This window comes from Vibrio sp. Vb0888 (genome assembly GCF_033338835.1).
Classification (GTDB): domain Bacteria; phylum Pseudomonadota; class Gammaproteobacteria; order Enterobacterales; family Vibrionaceae; genus Vibrio; species Vibrio alginolyticus.
In genome coordinates, this window is record NZ_JAWOTL010000131.1 from 1 (window position 1) to 1391 (window position 1391).

Sequence of the window (1391 nt, forward strand, 5' to 3'; positions counted from 1 at the left end):
GTAATGCAGCGCGTGCCATTGTACTTGATGGTGAAGATGTGTTGTTGCTCTACACAGAGCGTTATCACGATTACACGCTACCTGGTGGCGGAATTGATGAAGGTGAGGATGTGATTGCAGGGCTAGTCCGTGAACTCGAAGAAGAAACGGGGGCGCAAAATATTCATAGCATCAAACCATTCGGCATTTTTGAAGAGTTTCGTCCTTGGTACAAAGACGATGCCGACGTGATGCACATGATTTCGTACTGTTACACATGCAAAATCGATCGTGAGCTGGGCGAGACAGCGTATGAAGATTACGAAGTGAAGAATGGTATGCGTCCAGTTTGGATGAATGTCCATGAAGCGATAGCACATAACGAAAAGACGATGGCAGAAAGCCCGAAGAAAGGAATGAGTATCGAACGTGAAACGTTCTTACTTCACCTGATCGCTAAAGAGTTGCTTTAGCTGTCACCAGAGTGCCGAAGACTGAGATCATACCTATTGAATGGGAATGAGCTTCAGTAAGCGTTTTTAGAAGTGGTTAGGTAGATGTGTTTAGGGATTTAATCATTCACTTCTTTACGCAATTAAGCGCAATAAAAAAGTCCGCGCTCCCCCCCGGAACCAGGACTTATTCCAGACGCGCAAGCGAAGCGTCATCTCGATATTCTGAGTTTTGTTTCAAACTATGAAAACAATAGCCGTTTTATATTTAGTGTGTAAATAATTAATAGGTCCAACCATTGGTTTTCATCTTTTTTGCACACGTAATGTGATGCATATCTATCCAATAAACAAGTGCAAATTGGACTATTATCAGTAAACCACTACTCTTTCTTATTCTTGAGATACATTACCTTAACTTTTTTGCACACGTTTGCATCGAGATCACGAGTTTTTAAATTAGCAGAACAGGATCTTGTAATTTTACGTTCTTCTGACATTCGTTGTTTTGGTGATTATTATCACAAATTAACGAGTGGAGGAAGTCGACTAAAGTCGATCAGAGGCTGTGATGGTGCCGCAGATTCAGCAGCAAATAGAAGCAATGGCTGAAAAGAAGAGTGTTGTAACTGCCCGATATCTATCAGTTTTTCCAAGGCGAAGAAACGACTGACGTACTGATGTGTTTCTTTTGGCAGAGTGAGCTGTTGGAAGTCATCGGTGCCCGCTTTCTTTATAGCGCGAGCAATTCGGCCTTCTCCTGCATTATAGGCCGCCAGCGTTAATGCGAGGTTTTGATCAAACTTGTTGTATAAAAACGCCAGATAGTCCAATGCAGCTTTCGTGCTGGCTTGGGTATCGAAACGCTCATCCACATTCGAATCAACCGTTAAACCAAAGCGCATCGCTGTTGCAGGAATCAATTGCCATAATCCCGCGGCGTTGGCGTGAGAAACGGCT

Annotated in this window: 2 protein-coding genes; one reads left to right on the forward strand and one right to left on the reverse strand. The window is 43.2% G+C overall.

Going from position 1 to position 1391, the window contains the following annotated elements:
* Nucleotides 1–452 (forward strand): NUDIX hydrolase (locus tag R7P72_RS24415; protein WP_318110884.1); only part of this gene is annotated, 452 nt, incomplete at its 5' end.
* 500 nt (nt 453–952) lie between these two features.
* On the opposite strand, the gene R7P72_RS24420 is transcribed toward R7P72_RS24415, so the two are convergent.
* On the reverse strand, nt 953–1391 hold a 439-nt coding region (locus R7P72_RS24420), incomplete at its 5' end, for a lytic transglycosylase domain-containing protein (RefSeq protein WP_318110885.1).